This window comes from Citrobacter sp. Cs237 (genome assembly GCF_030332325.1).
In the GTDB taxonomy this organism is placed as follows: Bacteria; Pseudomonadota; Gammaproteobacteria; order Enterobacterales; family Enterobacteriaceae; genus Citrobacter_A; species Citrobacter_A sedlakii.
In genome coordinates this window covers 72,671-88,238 of record NZ_JAOWIB010000101.1, presented here as the reverse complement: position 1 = coordinate 88,238, position 15,568 = coordinate 72,671, and the positions used below count along the sequence as shown (strand labels likewise).

Below are 15,568 nucleotides of genomic sequence, written 5' to 3'. Positions count from 1 at the left end.
GCTAAAGTCACGCCCCTTCTTCACTGGCATGGGGATTTATAAGGTGTTTATTGGCTTTGATTACGGTACCGCGAACTGCTCGGTCGCGATCATGCGCGACGGCGCGCCGCAGTTACTGAAAATGGAAAACGACAGCACGCTGTTACCGTCAATGCTCTGCGCGCCCACCCGGGAAGCCGTGAGCGAATGGCTGTTCCGCCATCACGCTGTACCAACGCCGGATGAAGAGACGCAGGCGCTGCTGCGCCGGGCGATCCGCTTCAACCGCGACGAAGATATCGAGGTTCACGGCGGCAGCGTCCAGTTCGGCCTGTCTTCGCTGGCGCAATACGTTGACGATCCGGAAGAGGTCTACTTCGTTAAGTCGCCCAAGTCTTTTTTGGGCGCCAACGGACTCAAACCACAGCAGGTTGCGCTGTTTGAAGATTTGGTTTGCGCCATGATGCTGCACATCCGAAATCAGGCGCAACATCAGCTTGCCGACGCGATTACCCAGGCCGTCATCGGTCGCCCGATCAACTTTCAGGGGCTGGGCGGTGACGAAGCCAACCGTCAGGCGCAGGGCATTCTGCAGCGGGCCGCTACCCGCGCCGGATTCCAGGATGTGGTCTTTCAGTACGAGCCGGTCGCGGCAGGGCTGGATTATGAAGCCACCCTGCAGGAAGAAAAACGCGTACTGGTCGTGGACATCGGCGGCGGAACCACCGACTGTTCGCTGCTGCTGATGGGACCCCAATGGCACCATCGCGCCGACCGTGGTTCCAGCCTGCTCGGACACAGCGGCTGCCGCGTTGGCGGCAACGACCTCGACATCGCGCTGGCGTTCAAAAACCTGATGCCGCTTCTCGGCATGGGCGGCGAGACCGAAAAAGGCATTGCCCTGCCGGTGCTGCCGTGGTGGAACGCCGTGGCCATCAACGACGTTCCGGCGCAGAGCGATTTTTACAGCAGTGCCAACGGTCGCCTGTTGGACACGCTGGTACGCGATGCCCGCGAACCGGAAAAAGTGGCGTTGCTGGTGAAAGTCTGGCGTCAGCGGCTGAGCCATCGTCTGGCGCGCCGCGCCGAGGAGTGCAAAATCGCCCTTTCCGACCAGCCAGAATTTACCGCCACACTGCCGTTTATTAGCGATGAACTGGCGACCGCCATCAGCCAGCAGGGGCTGGAAACAGCGCTGGATCAACCGTTAACGCGCATTCTGGAACAGGTGCGACTGGCGCTGGATAACGCTCAGGAGAAACCGGATGTGATCTACCTGACCGGCGGCAGCGCCCGCTCGCCGCTGATTAAAAAAGCGCTGGCGAGGCAATTGCCGGGCATTCCGATTGCCGGCGGCGATGACTTTGGTTCGGTGACCGCCGGACTGGCGCGCTGGGCGGAAGTTGTTTTCCGCTAACCGCCTCGCTGGCTGCAAGCAAACGCATTGACATGAGCGTTGGTGTGGCTTAGTTTCAGGATTGAGGGTAAGGGAGGGTCGCCCCTCCCCCTGGTGTCTGAGTAAGCCTGGAAGCTCATGACTAAGAGTCTCACCAGTATGATGACTGACTTCATCATAACCCTTTCCTTATTCTGGCCCCTTCCTCGGGAGGGGCTTTCCCTTTTCAGCGTCATGCTGAAATCCGTGGCTTACTTCCTTCATCGCCTTGCCGCCACTCTAACGCCATTTTCCGCCAGCGCTTTTTTCGTTATCGATTGTTGCGTAACGTCTCGCAACGCGCGCCACCATTAGGATGAATCCGTACCGGGTTTCATAATTCCTCCATTTTTCTCCCTTGATGGCTGTCTAAACTAGTATCATTCCGTGAAACGTTTCAGGATGAGAAACTCATAACGATGAAAGGCAGTAACAAATCCCGCTGGGTGATAGCTCTCGCGGTGGTCGTGGCGGCCATCGCCGCAGTCTGGTTCTGGCAAAACCATAGCGAGCCGCAGAGCGCGGCCCCGGGTGCGACCGGGCAGGCGAAAGCGCCTGCGGGCGCGGGTCGTCGCGGGATGCGCGCCGGTCCGCTGGCGCCCGTACAGGCGGCGACCGCAGTAGAACAGGCGGTGCCGCGTTATCTCAGCGGATTAGGAACGATTACCGCCGCCAATACCGTGACGGTGCGCAGTCGCGTCGACGGGCAGCTACTGGCGCTGCACTTCGAAGAAGGCCAACAGGTCAAAGCGGGCGACCTGCTCGCTGAAATCGACCCCAGCCAGTTTAAAGTCGCGCTGGCACAGGCGCAGGGCCAACTGGCGAAAGATAAAGCGACGCTGGCGAACGCCCGCCGCGATCTGGCCCGTTACCAGCAACTGGTCAAAAGCAACTTAGTTTCTCGCCAGGAGCTGGACGCCCAACAGGCGCTGGTCAGTGAAACCGAAGGCACGATTAAAGCCGATGAAGCCAGCGTTGCCAGCGCGCAATTGCAGCTTGACTGGAGCCGCATCACCGCGCCAGTGGACGGTCGCGTGGGGCTGAAACAGGTGGATGTGGGGAACCAGATTTCCAGCGGCGACACCACAGGTATTGTGGTGATCACCCAGACGCATCCGATCGATCTCATTTTTACCCTGCCGGAAAGCGATATCGCCACGGTGATGCAGGCGAAAAAAACCGGTAAGCCGCTGGTGGTGGAAGCCTGGGATCGCACCAACGCGCAGAAGCTGAGCGAAGGCGTGCTGCTGAGCCTCGACAATCAGATTGACCCCACCACCGGCACCATCAAAGTGAAAGCCCGCTTCACGAACCAAGATGACACGCTGTTCCCCAATCAGTTTGTTAACGCGAGAATGCTGGTGGATACCGAACAGAACGCGGTGGTTATACCCACCGCCGCCCTGCAGATGGGCAACGAAGGTCACTTTGTCTGGGTGTTAAATGACGAAAACAAAGTCAGTAAGCATCGGGTACAAACCGGTATTCAGGACAGCCAGAAGGTGGTGATCAGCGCCGGGATTTCCGCTGGCGACCGCGTGGTTACCGACGGTATTGACCGTCTTACCGAAGGGGCGAAAGTGGAGGTGGTGGAAGCGCAAAGCGCCACCGCGCCTGACGCAAAAGCCACCGCGCGCGAATACGCCAAGAAAGGAGCGCGCTCCTGATGCAGGTATTACCTCCAGGCAGCACCGGCGGCCCGTCGCGTCTGTTTATTATGCGTCCTGTCGCCACCACCCTGCTGATGGTGGCGATACTGCTGGCCGGGATCATCGGCTATCGTTTTCTGCCCATCTCCGCACTGCCGGAGGTGGACTATCCAACCATTCAGGTGGTCACGCTCTATCCCGGCGCCAGTCCGGATGTGATGACCTCCGCCGTCACCGCCCCGTTGGAACGCCAGTTCGGCCAGATGTCCGGCCTCAAGCAAATGTCGTCGCAAAGTTCCGGCGGCGCTTCGGTGGTCACGCTTCAGTTCCAGCTCACCCTGCCGCTGGACGTGGCCGAACAGGAGGTGCAGGCGGCGATTAACGCGGCGACCAACTTGCTGCCAAACGATCTGCCGAACCCACCGGTGTACAGCAAAGTCAACCCGGCGGATCCGCCCATCATGACGCTTGCCGTCACCTCCAGCGCCATGCCGATGACGCAGGTTGAAGATATGGTGGAAACGCGCGTCGCGCAGAAAATTTCCCAGGTATCCGGCGTCGGTCTGGTGACCCTCTCCGGCGGGCAGCGTCCGGCGGTGCGGGTGAAGCTCAACGCCCAGGCGATCGCCGCGTTGGGACTGACCAGCGAAACGGTACGCAACGCCATCACCGGCGCCAACGTTAACTCGGCAAAGGGGAGCCTTGACGGCCCGACTCGTGCGGTGACGCTCTCTGCCAACGACCAGATGCAGTCCGCCGAGGAATACCGTCAACTGATCATCGCCTATCAAAACGGCGCGCCGGTGCGGCTGGGCGATGTCGCTACCGTCGAACAAGGGGCGGAGAATAGCTGGCTCGGCGCCTGGGCCAATAAAGAACAGGCGATTGTGATGAACGTTCAGCGCCAGCCCGGCGCCAATATCATCGCTACCGCCGACAGCATTCAACAGATGCTGCCGCAACTGAAAGAAAGCCTGCCGAAGTCGGTAAACGTGACGGTGCTGTCCGACCGCACCACGAACATTCGCGCTTCGGTCAGCGACACCCAGTTTGAACTGATGCTGGCGATCGCGCTGGTCGTGATGATTATTTATCTTTTCCTGCGTAACGTTCCCGCCACCATTATTCCCGGCGTCGCCGTTCCGCTGTCGCTGGTGGGCACCTTCGCGGTGATGGTGTTTCTGGATTTCTCGATCAATAACCTGACGCTGATGGCGCTGACCATCGCGACCGGTTTTGTGGTCGACGACGCCATCGTGGTGATTGAGAATATTTCGCGGTATATCGAAAAGGGCGAAAAACCGCTGGCCGCCGCACTGAAAGGGGCGGGCGAAATTGGTTTTACCATTATCTCCCTCACCCTCTCGCTGATTGCGGTACTGATTCCGCTGCTGTTTATGGGCGATATCGTTGGACGCCTGTTTCGCGAGTTTGCCGTCACGCTGGCGGTGGCAATACTTATTTCTGCCGTGGTGTCGCTTACCCTGACGCCGATGATGTGCGCCCGAATGCTGAGCCAGGCATCCTTGCGCAAGCAAAATCGTTTTTCCCGGGCCTCGGAACGTCTGTTTGAGCGGGTGATCGCCGGGTATGGCCGCTGGCTGGCGAAAGTGCTTAACCACCCGTGGTTGACGCTCAGCGTGGCGTTGGGCACGCTGCTGTTAAGCGTGATGCTGTGGGTGGTCATCCCGAAAGGCTTCTTCCCTGTGCAGGATAACGGCATTATTCAGGGCACCCTGCAGGCGCCGCAGTCCAGCTCGTTTGTCAGCATGGCGCAGCGTCAGCGGCAGGTGTCCGACGTGATCCTCAAAGACCCGGCGGTGGAGAGCTTAACGGCGTTCGTTGGCGTCGATGGCACTAACCCGTCGCTGAACAGCGCGCGGCTGCAAATCAACCTGAAGCCGCTCGACGATCGTGACGATCGGGTGCAGAAAGTGATCGCCCGTCTGCAGGAGGCGGTGGCGCGTGTTCCCGGCGTTAACCTCTATCTTCAGCCGACGCAGGATCTGACCATCGACACCCAGGTGAGCCGCACCCAGTATCAGTTTACGCTTCAGGCCACGTCACTGGACGCCCTCAGCACCTGGGTGCCTCAGTTGATGGACAAACTGCAGCAGTTGCCGCAGCTTTCCGATGTCAGCAGCGACTGGCAGGACAAGGGCCTGGTGGCGTATGTGAAGGTCGATCGCGACAGCGCCAGCCGGTTAGGCATCAGCATGGCGGATGTCGATAACGCCCTGTATAACGCTTTTGGCCAGCGGCTGATTTCCACGATTTATACCCAAGCTAATCAGTACCGCGTGGTCCTGGAGCATAATACCGAAAGCACGCCAGGACTGGCGGCGCTAGACACCATTCGCCTGACCAGCAGCGACGGCGGCATCGTGCCGCTGAGCGCTATCGCCAGCGTTGAACAGCGCTTTGCGCCGCTCTCCATTAACCATCTGGATCAGTTTCCGGTCGCCACCCTGTCGTTTAACGTGCCGGACGGCTATTCGCTGGGCGATGCGGTGCAGGCGATTCTCGACGCGGAAAAAACGCTTAATCTGCCTGTGGACATCACCACCCAGTTCCAGGGAAGCACCCTCGCCTTCCAGGCTGCGCTGGGTAGTACGGTGTGGCTGATTGTCGCGGCGGTGGTGGCGATGTACATCGTGCTCGGCGTGCTGTACGAGAGCTTTATTCATCCGATCACCATCCTGTCCACCCTGCCAACCGCTGGCGTCGGCGCGCTGCTGGCGCTGATGATCGCCGGAAGCGAACTGGATGTGATAGCGATCATCGGCATCATTTTGCTGATCGGCATCGTCAAGAAAAACGCCATCATGATGATCGACTTTGCCCTTGCCGCCGAACGCGAACAGGGCATGGCGCCGCGCGACGCGATTTATCAGGCCTGCCTGCTGCGTTTTCGCCCGATCCTGATGACCACCCTTGCCGCGCTGCTGGGCGCTCTGCCGCTGATGCTCAGCACCGGCGTTGGCGCAGAGCTGCGCCGTCCGCTGGGGATTGGCATGGTCGGCGGTCTGCTGGTGAGCCAGGTGCTGACGTTGTTTACCACGCCGGTTATTTATCTGCTGTTTGATCGGCTGTCGCTGTACGTAAAAAGCCGCTTCCCGCGTCAGGATGAGGAAGCGTAAATGAAATTTTTCGCCCTGTTCATCTATCGCCCGGTGGCGACGATTTTGATTTCCGTCGCCATTACCTTGTGCGGCGTGTTGGGGTTTCGTCTGCTGCCCGTCGCCCCGCTGCCGCAGGTGGATTTTCCCGTGATTATGGTCAGCGCCTCGCTACCGGGCGCGTCGCCGGAAACCATGGCGTCGTCGGTGGCGACGCCGCTGGAGCGATCGCTGGGTCGCATCGCCGGCGTCAGCGAAATGACCTCAAGCAGTTCGCTTGGCAGCACGCGGATCATTCTGCAGTTTAATTTTGATCGCGACATTAACGGTGCGGCGCGCGACGTACAGGCGGCGATCAATGCCGCGCAAAGCCTGCTGCCCAGCGGGATGCCGAGCCGCCCCACCTACCGTAAAGCCAACCCATCCGATGCGCCGATCATGATCCTGACGCTCACCTCGGACACGTATTCGCAGGGCGAGCTGTATGACTTCGCCTCCACGCAGCTGGCGCAGACTATCGCGCAGATAGACGGCGTCGGGGATGTTGACGTGGGCGGCAGTTCGCTGCCCGCCGTGCGCGTGGGATTAAATCCGCAGGCGCTGTTTAATCAGGGCGTGTCGCTTGACGACGTGCGCACCGCCATCAGCAATGCCAACGTGCGAAAACCGCAGGGCGCGCTGGAGGACGCCAGCCATCGCTGGCAGATCCAGACCAACGACGAACTGAAAACCGCAACAGACTATCAGCCGCTGGTGATCCACTATAACAACGGTGGCGCGGTACGCCTGGGGGACGTCGCAACGGTGACCGACGCTGTGCAGGACGTGCGCAACGCCGGGATGACCAACGCTAAACCGGCTATTTTGCTGATGATCCGCAAGCTGCCGGAAGCCAATATTATCCAGACGGTCGACAGCATTCGGGCAAAGCTGCCGGAGCTACAGTCCACCATTCCGGCGGCAATCGATCTGCAAATCGCCCAGGACCGCTCTCCCACCATCCGCGCCTCACTGGAAGAAGTCGAGCAGACGCTGGTGATTTCCGTCGCGCTGGTGATTCTGGTGGTCTTTTTATTCCTGCGCTCCGGGCGGGCAACGCTGATCCCCGCCGTGGCGGTACCCGTTTCGCTGATAGGCACCTTCGCCGCGATGTATCTCTGCGGCTTTAGCCTGAACAACCTGTCTCTGATGGCCCTGACGATTGCTACCGGCTTTGTCGTCGATGACGCCATCGTCGTGCTGGAAAATATCTCGCGTCATCTGGAAGCAGGGATGAAACCGTTGCAGGCGGCGCTGCAGGGAACGCGCGAGGTGGGCTTTACCGTCCTCTCGATGAGCCTGTCGCTGGTGGCGGTGTTTTTACCGCTGCTGCTGATGGGCGGCTTACCGGGACGCCTGCTGCGCGAATTTGCCGTCACGCTGTCGGTCGCCATTGGCATTTCGCTGCTGGTGTCCCTGACGCTGACGCCGATGATGTGCGGCTGGATGCTGAAATCCAGCAAACCGCGCGAACAAAAACGGCTGCGCGGCTTTGGCCGGATGCTGGTTGCCCTGCAGCAGGGATACGGCAAATCGCTAAAATGGGTATTGAATCATACCCGCCTGGTGGGCGTGGTGCTGCTCGGCACCATTGCCCTTAACGTCTGGCTGTATATTTCGATTCCGAAAACCTTTTTTCCGGAACAGGATACCGGCGTGCTGATGGGCGGGATCCAGGCCGACCAGAGTATCTCCTTCCAGGCAATGCGCGGGAAACTCCAGGACTTCATGAAAATCATTCGTGACGACCCGGCCGTGGATAATGTTACGGGTTTCACTGGCGGTTCGCGCGTTAACAGCGGGATGATGTTCATTACCCTAAAACCTCGCGGCGAGCGTAATGAAACGGCGCAGCAGGTGATTGACCGCCTGCGCGTGAAGCTGGCAAAAGAGCCGGGAGCAAACCTGTTCCTGATGGCGGTGCAGGATATTCGTGTCGGCGGACGCCAGTCGAACGCCAGCTATCAGTACACGCTGCTGTCGGACGATCTGGCCGCCCTGCGGGAATGGGAGCCGAAGATCCGTAAAGCGCTGGCAGCCCTGCCCCAACTGGCGGATGTCAATTCGGATCAACAGGATAACGGCGCCGAGATGAATCTGGTTTACGATCGCGAAACCATGTCGCGCCTCGGTATCGACGTGCAGGCGGCGAACAGCCTGTTGAACAACGCCTTTGGCCAGCGGCAAATCTCCACCATTTACCAGCCGATGAACCAGTACAAAGTGGTGATGGAAGTCGATCCGCGCTATACCCAGGACATCAGCGCGCTGGAGAAAATGTTCGTGATAAACAGCGATGGCAAGGCAATTCCGCTCTCCTATTTCGCTAAATGGCGACCGGCTAACGCGCCGCTGTCGGTGAATCATCAGGGGCTGTCTGCGGCCTCGACCGTTTCCTTCAACCTGCCGACCGGTTCGTCGCTGTCTGAGGCCAGCGAGGCTATCACCCGCGCGATGACCCAGCTTGGCGTGCCGTCGACCGTACGCGGCAGTTTCGCCGGCACCGCGCAGGTGTTCCAGGAAACCATGAATTCACAGGTGATCCTGATTATCGCCGCCATTGCCACGGTTTATATCGTGCTCGGAATACTGTATGAAAGCTATGTTCACCCGCTCACGATTCTCTCCACCCTGCCTTCAGCGGGCGTTGGGGCATTGCTGGCGCTGGAAATTTTCAACGCCCCGTTCAGCCTGATTGCGCTGATTGGCATCATGCTGTTAATTGGTATTGTAAAGAAAAATGCCATTATGATGGTCGACTTTGCGCTGGAAGCGCAAAGACAGGGTAACCTCAGCCCGCAGGAAGCGATTTTCCAGGCCTGTCTGCTGCGTTTTCGCCCGATAATGATGACCACGCTGGCCGCGTTATTTGGCGCGCTGCCGCTGGTGCTTTCCGGCGGCGACGGCTCCGAACTGCGCCAGCCGCTGGGGATCACCATTGTCGGCGGTCTGGTGATGAGCCAGTTGTTAACGCTCTATACCACACCGGTGGTGTATCTTTTTTTCGACCGCCTGCGGCTGCGTTTTTCCCGGAATAAAGGTGACCCGATAACTGACCTATGACTGAACTTCCTAACAGCACCCGCTGGCAACTATGGATTGTGGCCTTCGGCTTTTTTATGCAGTCGCTGGATACCACCATCGTTAATACCGCGCTTCCCTCGATGGCGACAAGCCTCGGGGAAAGCCCGCTTCACATGCATAGGGTGATTGTGTCATATGTACTGACCGTGGCGGTGATGCTCCCCGCCAGCGGCTGGCTGGCGGATCGGGTGGGCGTGCGGAATATCTTTTTTACGGCGATTACGCTGTTTACGCTGGGATCGCTGTTCTGCGCGTGGTCCAGCACGCTAAATGAACTGGTGATGGCGCGCGTATTACAGGGCGTGGGCGGCGCAATGATGGTGCCGGTTGGCAGGCTGACGGTGATGAAGATCGTTCCGCGCGCGCAGTACATGGCGGCGATGACTTTCGTCACGCTGCCGGGTCAGGTCGGCCCGCTGCTGGGACCCGCGCTGGGCGGGATCCTCGTGGAATACGCCTCCTGGCATTGGATCTTTCTGATTAATCTGCCGGTGGGCATCGTCGGCGCCATTGCCACGCTGATGCTGATGCCCAACTACACCCTGCAAACCCGGCGTTTCGACCTGTCGGGTTTTCTGCTGCTGGCCGCAGGCATGGCGCTGCTGACCATTGCGCTGGACGGCAGCAAAGAGACGGGAATGACTCACTTCGCCCTCGGCGCGCTGGTGGTATGCGGCATCGCGGCGATTTTGCTGTACCTCAACCATGCCAGAAACAATCCACGCGCCCTGTTCAGCCTGACCCTGTTTCACACGCCGACCTTTTCGCTCGGTTTGCTGGGCAGCTTTGCCGGACGCATCGGCAGCGGTATGCTGCCCTTTATGACCCCGGTCTTTTTGCAGATTGGTCTTGGCTTCTCGCCGTTTCACGCCGGGCTGATGATGATCCCGATGGTCCTTGGCAGCATGGGCATGAAGCGCATTGTGGTGCAGGTGGTTAACCGCTTTGGCTATCGTCGGGTACTGGTATGCACCACGCTGGGGCTCGCAGGCGTAACGCTACTGTTTATGTCCGCCGCCCTGCTGGGCTGGTACTACGTGCTGCCGTTTGTCCTGCTGTTGCAGGGGATGATTAACTCGACGCGTTTCTCATCCATGAACACCCTGACGCTGAAAGATCTGCCGGATGAGTTGGCCAGCAGCGGCAACAGTTTATTGTCGATGATTATGCAACTGTCGATGAGTATCGGCGTGACCGTGGCTGGCCTGCTGTTGGGTATGTTCGGACAGCAGCACATCACCGCCGACAGCGGCGCAACCCACACCGTTTTTCTATACACCTGGCTTTGCATGGCGGTGATCATCGCTCTGCCCGCCATTGTCTTTGCCCGTGTCCCCAATGACACGCATAAAAATGACGTCATTGCGCGGCGCAAAAGGAGAACCAGATGAAGCTCTGGCGGCCCGGCATTACCGGCAAACTGTTTCTGGCGATTTTCGCCACCTGCATCGTACTGCTTATCAGTATGCATTGGGCGGTTCGCGTCAGCTTTGAGCGCGGATTTATCGACTACATTAAGCACGGCAACGAGCAGCGCTTAACCCTGCTGGGCGACGCGCTGGGCGAACAGTATGCGCTGCACGGCAACTGGCGCTTTTTGCGAAATAACGACCGCTTTGTGTTCCAGATCCTGCGCTCGTTCGAGCATGAGAGAGATGACGACAAGCCCGGGCCCGGCATGCCGCCGCATGGCTGGCGCACTCAGTTCTGGGTGGTCGATCAAAACGCCAGAGTCCTGGTCGGCCCACGCGGTCCGGTGCCGCACGACGGCTCACGGCGGCCGATTATCGTCAACGGTGTGGAGGTTGGCGCAGTGATCGCCTCTCCTGTAGAGCGCCTGACCCGCAATACCGACATTAATTTCGACAAGCAGCAGCGGCGTACCAGTTGGCTTATCGTCGCGCTCGCCACGCTGCTCGCGGCCCTGGCGACCTTCCTGCTGGCGCGTGGGCTGCTGGCCCCGGTCAAACGCCTGGTTGACGGGACTCACAAGCTGGCGGCGGGCGATTTTACTACCCGGGTGACCGCCACCAGCGCTGACGAGCTGGGCAAACTGGCGCAGGACTTTAACCAGCTGGCCAGTACGCTGGAAAAGAACCAGCAGATGCGCCGCGATTTCATGGCCGATATCTCTCATGAACTGCGCACGCCGCTGGCGGTACTGCGCGGAGAACTGGAGGCGATTCAGGACGGCGTTCGCCAGTTCACGCCGGAGTCGGTGGCATCATTACAGGCTGAAGTGGCGACGCTGACCAAGCTGGTGGACGATCTGCACCAGCTTTCCATGTCCGACGAAGGCGCGCTGGCCTATCAAAAAACGTCCGTGGATTTAATCCCGCTGCTGGAAGTGGCGGGAGGCGCGTTCCGGGAACGCTTTGCCAGCCGTGACCTGACGTTACAGCTTTCCCTGCCGGACAGCATCCAGATGTTTGGCGATCGGGATCGTCTGATGCAGCTTTTTAACAATCTGCTGGAAAACAGCCTGCGCTACACCGACAGCGGCGGAAAATTGCACATCAGCGCCGAACAGCGCGACAAACGGGTGCTTCTCGTTTTTGCCGATTCTGCGCCGGGCGTCAGCGATGAGCAGTTACATAAACTGTTTGAGCGCTTTTACCGCGCCGAAGGCTCCCGCAACCGCGCCAGCGGCGGCTCCGGACTGGGGCTGGCGATTTGCGTCAACATTGTTGAAGCGCACAATGGCCGCATCCACGCTGCCCATTCGCCTTTTGGCGGGGTTAGCATTACAGTAGAATTTCCGCTGGAACGCGATATACAGAGAGACGTATGACTGAGTTACCCATTGATGAAAACACACCGCGTATTCTAATCGTGGAAGATGAACCCAAGCTGGGGCAGTTACTGATCGACTATCTGCGCGCCGCGAGCTATGCCCCGACGCTGATTAGCCATGGCGACAAGGTGCTGCCCTATGTGCGCCAGACGCCGCCCGACCTGATCCTGCTGGATCTGATGCTGCCGGGGACTGACGGCCTGACCCTGTGCCGTGAAATACGCCGCTTCTCTGACGTGCCGATTGTGATGGTCACGGCCAAGATTGAAGAGATCGACCGTCTGCTGGGGCTGGAGATTGGCGCGGATGATTACATCTGCAAACCGTACAGCCCGCGAGAAGTGGTCGCCCGCGTGAAGACCATCCTGCGCCGTTGTAAGCCGCAGCGCGAGCTACAACAGATGGACGCCGAAAGCCCGCTGATTGTCGACGAAGGCCGTTTCCAGGCCTCCTGGCGCGGGAAGATGCTCGACCTGACCCCGGCGGAATTTCGTCTGCTTAAAACCCTTTCGCACGAACCGGGAAAAGTGTTTTCCCGCGAACAGTTGCTCAACCGTTTGTATGATGATTATCGCGTCGTCACCGACCGCACCATTGACAGCCATATCAAAAACCTGCGCCGTAAGCTGGAAGCGCTGGACGAAGAGCAGTCGTTTATCCGCGCGGTGTACGGCGTAGGCTACCGCTGGGAAGCGGACGCCTGCAGGATGGCCTGATGACGCCACGCTTATCCGGCCTGTTTATCCTCCGTCAGGTCGGATAAGGCGTTTCCCTTTACTTTACCTGCCTTCTCTGCGGCGCTACAATGCCCGCCCTTAACGTGAGGACTCTCCTCCTGCCGCTTCATCAGGTGAAGCGGATCTGACCTGTCATCAGAACGAGAACACTATGTTTAAACCGGAACTCCTTTCCCCGGCGGGAACGCTGAAAAACATGCGTTACGCTTTCGCCTATGGCGCTGACGCCGTGTATGCGGGCCAGCCGCGCTACTCCCTGCGCGTGCGCAATAACGAATTCAACCACGAAAACCTTCAGCTTGGCATCAATGAAGCCCATGCGCTGGGGAAAAAATTCTACGTGGTGGTGAACATCGCGCCGCACAACGCAAAGCTGAAAACCTTTATCCGCGACCTCAAACCGGTGGTGGAAATGGGTCCGGATGCCCTGATCATGTCTGACCCCGGGCTTATCATGCTGGTGCGGGAAAACTTCCCCGATATGCCGATCCATCTCTCCGTACAGGCCAACGCCGTCAACTGGGCAACGGTAAAATTCTGGCATCAGATGGGGTTAACGCGCGTGATCCTTTCCCGCGAACTGTCGTTGGAAGAAATAGAAGAGATCCGCAATCAGGTGCCGGACATGGAGATCGAAATTTTCGTGCACGGCGCGCTGTGCATGGCCTACTCCGGCCGTTGCCTGCTCTCTGGCTACATCAATAAACGTGACCCGAATCAGGGCACCTGCACTAACGCCTGCCGCTGGGAGTACAACGTCCAGGAAGGCAAAGAGGATGTGGTCGGCAATATTGTTCACAAATACGAACCGATTCCGGTGCAAAACGTCGAGCCGACGCTGGGTATTGGCGCGCCTACCGATAAAGTGTTCATGATAGAAGAAGCCCAGCGGCCCGGCGAGTACATGACCGCGTTCGAGGATGAGCACGGCACCTATATCATGAACTCAAAAGATCTGCGCGCCATCGCTCACGTTGAGCGCCTGACCCACATGGGCGTGCACTCGCTGAAAATTGAAGGCCGCACCAAATCTTTCTACTATTGCGCCCGCACCGCGCAGGTGTACCGGAAAGCCATTGACGACGCCGCCGCCGGTAAACCGTTCGATCCGCAGCTGCTGGAAACCCTGGAAGGTCTGGCGCACCGTGGCTACACCGAAGGCTTCCTGCGTCGTCATACCCACGACGACTACCAGAACTATGACTATGGTTATTCGGTGTCTGAGCGCCAGCAGTTCGTGGGGGAATTCACCGGCGAGCGTAAAGGTGAGTTAGCCGCCGTTGCGGTGAAGAACAAGTTTTCTGTCGGCGACAGCCTTGAGCTGATGACGCCGCAGGGCAACGTCAACTTTACTCTGGAACAAATGGAAAACGGCAAAGGCGAAGCGATGTCGGTCGCACCGGGCGACGGCTATACCGTATGGATCCCTGTACCGCAGGATCTTACGCTGGATTATGCTCTGCTGATGCGCAATTTTTCCGGTGAATCAACGCGTAATCCGCACGGTAAATAGTTAATCAGGGTTATTTTTTCATGCCAGGATGATTCTTAGAAACCGATCACATACCGCTTCGTTCTTTAAGGGTATTATCCGCCGTGCTGAAAAACATAACCCATAAATGCTAGCTGTACCAGGAACCACCTCCTTAGCCTGCGTAATCTCCCTTACGCAGGCTTATTTTTTGGGCGGCTGTTTTTTTTATTTCCAGACGCCCTTCTGCAAAAAGCGGAACCCTTTTTCAGTCAGTTCTGTCCGCGCGGTTTTTCATTCTGCTATACACTTCTTGTGTTCTGATAAAACAATAAGGCAAAAACGAGAATGGCTAATTTTCCCGCCAGTTTACTGATTCTGAACGGCAAGGGGGCCGATAACCCCACGCTTCGTGAAGCGATTGGGCTGCTTCGTGACGAAGGCGTAGAAATTCATGTTCGCGTTACGTGGGAAAAAGGCGACGCGCAGCGCTATGTTGAAGAAGCCCGCCGTCTCGGCGTGGAAACGGTGATTGCCGGCGGCGGCGACGGAACAATTAATGAAGTGGCGACCGCGTTAATTCAGTGCGAAGGCCAGGCCGTTCCGGCGCTGGGTATTCTGCCGCTCGGCACAGCCAACGATTTCGCTACCAGTGTCGGCATACCAGACGCGCTGGATAAAGCGCTGAAGCTGGCCATCGCCGGGAACGCCGTCGCGATTGATATCGCAAAAGTGAACGACAAAACCTGCTTTATCAATATGGCGACCGGTGGATTCGGTACCCGCATTACCACCGAAACGCCGGAAAAGCTGAAGGCCGCGCTGGGGGGCGTGTCGTATATCATCCACGGGCTGATGCGCATGGATACGCTGAAACCTGACCGCTGCGAAATTCGCGGCGAGAACTTTCAGTGGCAGGGTGACGCGCTGGTGATCGGCATTGGCAACGGTCGCCAGGCGGGTGGCGGACAGCAGCTCTGCCCGGACGCGCTGATTAACGACGGTTTACTGCAACTGCGAATCTTTACCGGCGAGGAGATCCTGCCCGCGCTGTTTTCCACCCTCAAGCCGCCGGAAGAAAATCCCAATATCGTCGACGGCGCCTCCTCGTGGTTCGAGATACGCGCGCCGCACGACATTACCTTTAACCTGGACGGCGAACCGCTGAGCGGTCAGTCTTTTCATATTAAAACCCTCCCCGCCGCGCTACGCTGCCGTTTACCACCGGACTGTCCGTTGTTGCGTTAATGCTTACTTCTGG

General features: G+C 58.6%; 9 protein-coding genes and 1 pseudogene. 9 read left to right on the top strand and 1 reads right to left on the bottom strand.

All coding sequences use genetic code 11. The features are described 5' to 3' along the window. Positions 1-43: 43 nt before the first annotated feature. Positions 44-1,396, top strand: coding sequence for a molecular chaperone (gene yegD, locus OGY07_RS09495; protein WP_181822929.1), 1,353 nt, complete (start codon positions 44-46; stop codon positions 1,394-1,396). Between the two features lie 101 nt (positions 1,397-1,497). Here the strand turns inward: yegD and OGY07_RS09490 are convergent. Beyond that, positions 1,498-1,554 (bottom strand): annotated as a pseudogene (locus tag OGY07_RS09490) (type I toxin-antitoxin system Ibs family toxin); the annotation flags it as partial. Positions 1,555-1,833: 279 nt separating this feature from the next. Here OGY07_RS09490 and OGY07_RS09485 point away from each other — a divergent pair. The 8 genes from OGY07_RS09485 to yegS all read left to right on the top strand — a co-directional run bounded on the left by OGY07_RS09485 (position 1,834) and on the right by yegS (position 15,555). Beyond that, positions 1,834-3,081 (top strand): MdtA/MuxA family multidrug efflux RND transporter periplasmic adaptor subunit, encoded by a 1,248-nt coding sequence (locus OGY07_RS09485; RefSeq protein ID WP_286600166.1) that lies wholly within the window; start codon positions 1,834-1,836, stop codon positions 3,079-3,081. Then, positions 3,081-6,203, top strand: coding sequence for an MdtB/MuxB family multidrug efflux RND transporter permease subunit (locus OGY07_RS09480; protein ID WP_286600164.1), 3,123 nt, complete (start codon positions 3,081-3,083; stop codon positions 6,201-6,203). Before OGY07_RS09485 ends, OGY07_RS09480 begins: the two co-directional genes overlap by 1 nt. Beyond that, a complete protein-coding gene (gene mdtC / locus OGY07_RS09475; protein WP_211935554.1) occupies positions 6,204-9,284 on the top strand; it encodes a multidrug efflux RND transporter permease subunit MdtC in 3,081 nt (1,026 codons plus the stop codon). It begins immediately after the preceding gene. Next, positions 9,281-10,696 (top strand): MFS transporter, encoded by a 1,416-nt coding sequence (locus OGY07_RS09470; protein ID WP_286600161.1) that lies wholly within the window; start codon positions 9,281-9,283, stop codon positions 10,694-10,696. The genes mdtC and OGY07_RS09470 overlap by 4 nt, the downstream gene beginning before the upstream one ends. After that, positions 10,693-12,096, top strand: a complete 1,404-nt coding sequence (gene baeS, locus OGY07_RS09465; protein WP_042284375.1) for an envelope stress sensor histidine kinase BaeS — start codon at positions 10,693-10,695, stop codon at positions 12,094-12,096. Before OGY07_RS09470 ends, baeS begins: the two co-directional genes overlap by 4 nt. Then, entirely contained in the window at positions 12,093-12,815 is a 723-nt protein-coding gene (gene baeR / locus OGY07_RS09460; RefSeq protein WP_042284377.1) for an envelope stress response regulator BaeR, read from the top strand. Before baeS ends, baeR begins: the two co-directional genes overlap by 4 nt. 172 nt (positions 12,816-12,987) lie before the next feature. Continuing rightward, the gene (gene trhP / locus OGY07_RS09455) at positions 12,988-14,349 is read left to right on the top strand and encodes a prephenate-dependent tRNA uridine(34) hydroxylase TrhP (RefSeq protein ID WP_286600157.1); all 1,362 of its coding nucleotides are present in this window, start codon (positions 12,988-12,990) and stop codon (positions 14,347-14,349) included. Positions 14,350-14,655: 306 nt separating this feature from the next. Continuing rightward, positions 14,656-15,555, top strand: coding sequence for a lipid kinase YegS (yegS, locus tag OGY07_RS09450; RefSeq protein WP_060569289.1), 900 nt, complete (start codon positions 14,656-14,658; stop codon positions 15,553-15,555). The last annotated feature ends 13 nt before the right edge of the window (positions 15,556-15,568 follow it).

Coding starts and splice junctions, on each gene's coding strand:
- yegS (WP_060569289.1), top strand. CDS start 14,656: ATGGCTAATTTTCCCGCCAGTTTACTGATTCTGAACGGCAAGGGGGCC.
- trhP (WP_286600157.1), top strand. CDS start 12,988: ATGTTTAAACCGGAACTCCTTTCCCCGGCGGGAACGCTGAAAAACATG.
- OGY07_RS09480 (WP_286600164.1), top strand. CDS start 3,081: ATGCAGGTATTACCTCCAGGCAGCACCGGCGGCCCGTCGCGTCTGTTT.
- OGY07_RS09470 (WP_286600161.1), top strand. CDS start 9,281: ATGACTGAACTTCCTAACAGCACCCGCTGGCAACTATGGATTGTGGCC.
- baeR (WP_042284377.1), top strand. CDS start 12,093: ATGACTGAGTTACCCATTGATGAAAACACACCGCGTATTCTAATCGTG.
- OGY07_RS09485 (WP_286600166.1), top strand. CDS start 1,834: ATGAAAGGCAGTAACAAATCCCGCTGGGTGATAGCTCTCGCGGTGGTC.
- mdtC (WP_211935554.1), top strand. CDS start 6,204: ATGAAATTTTTCGCCCTGTTCATCTATCGCCCGGTGGCGACGATTTTG.
- baeS (WP_042284375.1), top strand. CDS start 10,693: ATGAAGCTCTGGCGGCCCGGCATTACCGGCAAACTGTTTCTGGCGATT.